The organism is Bradyrhizobium sp. SZCCHNR1002, assembly GCF_032381435.1.
GTDB classification, from domain to species: Bacteria; Pseudomonadota; Alphaproteobacteria; order Rhizobiales; family Xanthobacteraceae; genus Bradyrhizobium; species Bradyrhizobium aeschynomenes.
The window spans coordinates 1-4,619 of sequence record NZ_JAUHIS010000015.1; the positions used below are offsets into that span (position 1 = coordinate 1).

Below are 4,619 nucleotides of genomic sequence, written 5' to 3' on the forward strand. Positions count from 1 at the left end.
AAGAAGTTGTCGGTGACGCTGATCTGCTCGCGCTTGAGCACGTCGCGCCAGATCGCGGCGAGTGTCGCCTCGGTGGCGTTGCGCGGCGCGACCATCGTCTCCGCCGGGCCCTGCCGCTCCGGCGCCGGCAGCGCGTTGCGGTCGAGCTTGCCATTGGGCGTCAGCGGCAGCGACGCGAGGACGACGATCGCCGCGGGCACCATGTAGTCCGGCAGGCTGCGCTGCAGCCGGCCGCGCAGCGTGTCGGGGTCGATCACGGCGTCCGGCTGCGCCGTCACATAGGCGACCAGCCGCTTGGCTCCGCCGTCCTCGCGCAGCACCACCGCGGCCTGGGCGATGCCGGCCTGCGCCAGCAGCGCCGCCTCGATCTCGCCGAGCTCGATGCGGAAGCCGCGCAGCTTCACCTGATGATCGAGACGGCCGAGATAATCCAGCACGCCGTCCGCCCGCCATCGCGCCAGGTCGCCGGTCCGGTACAGCCGCTCGCCCCTGGCGAACGGGCTCGGCACGAACCGCTCCGCCGTCAGTCCCGGCCGATGCAGATAGCCGCGCGCCAATCCGACGCCGCCGATATACAGCTCGCCGGCCACGCCGACGGGGACCGGCTCCAGCTGCGCGTCCAGCACGTAGAGCCGGATGTTGCTGATCGGCCGCCCGATCGGCACCTGCGTTTGTTCCGGCTCGCTCCGGCACGGCCAGAAGCTGACGTCGACCGCCGCCTCCGTCGGGCCGTACAGATTGTGCAGCCGGCTCGGCAACGCGGCCAGGAACCGGTTCTGCGTCTCAACCGGCAGCGCCTCGCCGCTGCAGATCACCTCGCGCAGGCTGCCGCAGCGGCCGAGCTCTCCTGCTTCCAGGAACGCCTGCAGCATCGACGGCACGAAGTGCATCACCGTCACGCCGTGACGCTCGATCAGCTCCGACAGATAGGCCGGATCCTGATGCCCGCCGGGACGCGCGATCACCAGCTCCGCGCCTTGCGTCAATGGCCAGAACAACTCCCACACCGAGACGTCGAAGCCGAACGGCGTCTTCTGCAGCACGACGTCGCCGGCCGTCAGCCGGTAGGCGTCCTGCATCCAGGCGATGCGGTTGACGATGCCGCGGTGGCTGTTCATCACCCCCTTCGGCCGTCCCGTCGAGCCCGACGTGTAGATCACGTAAGCCAGATTGTCCGGATTGCAGGACGTGAACGGCGCGGTGTCAGGCTGACCGGCGATCGCCGCCACATCCGCCGCGAACCGCACCACGACGGCCTCGGTTGCCGGCAACCGTTCGATCAGCGCGTCCTGCGCCAGCACCACCGTGACCTTGGCATCCTCCAGCATCATCGCCAGCCGCTCCGGCGGCAGGCCGGGATCGAGCGGCAGGTAGGCGCCGCCGGCCTTGAGGATGCCGAGCACGCCGACCACCATGTCCAGCGAGCGCTCGGCGCAGATCCCGACCACCACGTCCGGCCCGACCCCGAGCGTCTGCAGATGATGCGCCAGCCGGTTGGCGCGCCGCTCCAGTGCCTCATAGCTGAGTGTCTGGTCCTCGAAGCGCAGCGCCACCGCCTCCCGCGTCCGCCCGGCCTGCGCCGCGATCTGCTCGTGCAGCAGCGCCGATGGATAGCTCACATCGGTCGCGTTGAAGCCGCGCACCACCTGTTGACGCTCGTCGCCGCTCAGCAGCGGGATCGCAGAGATCGGCCGTGCCGGATCGGCGATGATCTCGCCGAGCAGGCGAGCCAGATGCGCCATCAGACGCCCGGCGGCCTCCGCTGCGAACCGTGTGGTGTCCGCGATCAGGCGGAACGACAGCGTCGTTCCTCCCACCGTCACCTGCAGCGTCAGCGGATAGTTGGTCCGCTCCAGCGGAGCGACCTCGCTGATCCGCAGCTCTCGCTGGCCGCTGACCGCCGTCATCTCCACCGGATAGTTCTCGAACGCCACGATGCTCTCGAACAGCGCCGTGCCCTCCGTCACCTCGCTCCAGCGCTGCACGTCGGCCAGCGACGTATATTGATAGTCCGTCAGCTCGCTCTGCCGCGCCTGGATCTCCGCCAGCCAGTCCAGAACCTGCACTTGTCCCGGCAGTCCCACCCGCAGCGGCAGCGTGTTGATGAACAGCCCGACCGTGCGCTCGACCTCGGCGAGCTCCGCCGGACGCCCCGAGACGGTGACGCCGAACACCACATCGTCGCTGCGGCCGTAACGGCCGAGCAGCAGCGCCCAGGCGCCCTGCACCAAGGTGTTGACGGTCAGACGATGTTGCCGGGCGAAGCGTTCGAGGTCGGCGAGCGCGAGCTCGCCATGCTGCTCGACATGACGCTCGGTCTGGTCTGCGTGCGCCGCCGCGGTCGGACGGGCGAGCCCGAACGAGGACGGCGTGTCGAACCCGGCCAAGCGACGGCGCCAATGCGCTTCCGCTTGTGCCATGTCCTGGCGCTGCAGCCAGCCGACATAGTCCTTGAACGGCCGCACATCAGACAGCGCCGGCACTGCGCTACGGCTCAGCGCAGAGTAGGCCGCGAACACCTCGTCGAGCAGCAGCGGCAGCGACCAGCCGTCCAGCACGATGTGGTGCACGTTCCACAGCAGCCGGTGATCGTCATCGCCGATCCGGATCAGACAGAGCCGCATCAAGGGCGGCGCTGCGAAGTCGAAGCCGCGGCCGCGCTCGGAGCGTTGCAGCTCGGCGAAGCGTTCGTCCTGCTCCGTCGCCGGAAGATGGCGCCAATCCTCATGGCGGAACGGCAAGGCCGCCTCGCGCAGCACCACCTGCTGCGGCCGGTCGAGCTCATGGCCGACGAAGGCCGTGCGCAACACGGCATGCCGCGCCACCACCAGCCGCCACGCCTGTTCAAAAGCCTCCCTATCCAGCGTGCCCTGCAGCCGGCAGGCCAGCGAGATCACGTAGACCGCCGCATCCGGCTCATACAGGCTGTGGAACAGCAGCCCCCGCTGCAATGGTGACAGCGGATAGAGGTCGGCAACATGCCGCGCTCCGCCGACCGAGCCGACGATGCGGTCGAGCGTGTCCTGATCGAGCTGCGCGAGCGGCACGTCCGACGGCGTCAGCCCGCCCGCGCTGCTCCGGCAATGCGCGATCAGCTCGCGCAACGCCGCCACATGGCGCTGGGCCACCCGCTCGATCGTGGCCGCCTCGAACAGCTCGCCGGCATAGAACCAGCGCAGCTCCAGGCCGCGGCTGCCGACATGGGCGGAGACGTCGATCAGGTGCGGCCGCCGGTTGGCCGCGTGCTGCTCGCGGCCGACATCCTCCGGCGCAAAGCCGAATGCCTGCCCGCCGGCGGCGCCGTCGAGCTGGCCGAGATAGTTGAAGCTGACCTCGACGTCCGGCGCAGGCACGTCGCCGCCGCCGAGATAGCGCAGCATGCCATAGCCGACACCACGCTGCGGCACCGCGCGCAATTGCTCCTTCACCCGCTTCAGCGCCCCGCCGGGATCGCTGGCGTTCTCCACGTCGAGCAGCACCGGGAACAGGCTGGTGAACCAGCCCACCGTCCGCGACACGTCGACGTCGCCGAACAGCTCCTCGCGGCCATGGCCTTCCAGTCCCACCAGCAGGCGCGGCGCGCCGGTCCAGCCGGCGAACGCCTGCACCAGCGCCGTCAGCAGCACGTCGTTGATCTCCGTGTGGTAGACCTCGGGCACCTGCTGCAGCAGCGCCTGCGTCTCCGCCGCATCCAGCGCGACTTTGACCAGCTGCAGGGTGCCTGCGGTGTTCTCACCCTCTTCATGGTCGCGCGGCAGCCGCGGTGCGGTCTGCCAGGGCACGTTCTGCCAGTAGCTCAGCTCATTGCGTGCGGCGTCCGATTGCGCATGCGCCACCAGCCGCTCCGCCCAGTGCCGGAACGAGCTCGTCTTCGCTGGCAGCCGCACCGGCTCGCCCCGCTGCAGCACCGACAGCGCCGTGCCCAGGTCCTCCAGCAGGATCCGCCAGGACACCCCGTCCATCACCAGATGATGCGCGATCAGCAGCAATCGTTGGCCGCCTTCACCCAGATCGACCAGCGCCGCCCGCAGCACCGGCCCCTGCGCCAGATCGAGGCTCGCCTGCAGCCGTTCGGCATGCCGGCGCAGCGCCGGGGCCTGCACGGCGGCATCGAGGCCGGACAGATCGATCGCCTCGAACAGCTCCGCCGATTGCAGCGCGGCTGCGGTCGCATCGTGCGTCTGCTGCCAGCCCTGCTCGCCGCGAACAAACCGCAGCCGCAGCGCATCGTGCTGACGCAGCAGCGCGTCCAGTGCCGACATCACCAGTTCCGGCGTCAGCGCGGCGCAATCGAGCAGCACCGCCTGGTTGAAGTGATCCGGCACCGCCAGATCCTGGCCGAACAACCAATGCTGGATCGGCGTCAGCGGCACTGCGCCCGCCACCAGCCCCTGCTCGGCCACCGTCGTCGTCGCCGCGCCTGCGACTGCGGCCAATGCCGCGATGGTCTGCTGCTCGAACACCTGCCGCGCCGTCAGCGACAATCCCGCCTGCCTTGCGCGCGCCACCACCTGGATCGACTGGATCGAGTCGCCGCCGAGGGCGAAGAAGTTGTCGGTGACGCTGATCTGCTCGCGCTTGAGCACGTCGCGCCAGATCGCGGCGAGTGTCGCCTCGGT

At 69.7% G+C, this 4,619-nt stretch carries 1 protein-coding gene; it reads right to left on the minus strand.

The window, feature by feature from the left end; genetic code table 11:
* Positions 1 to 4,619: non-ribosomal peptide synthetase (locus QX108_RS33385; protein ID WP_315799640.1), on the minus strand; the 4,619-nt coding region annotated here is incomplete at both ends.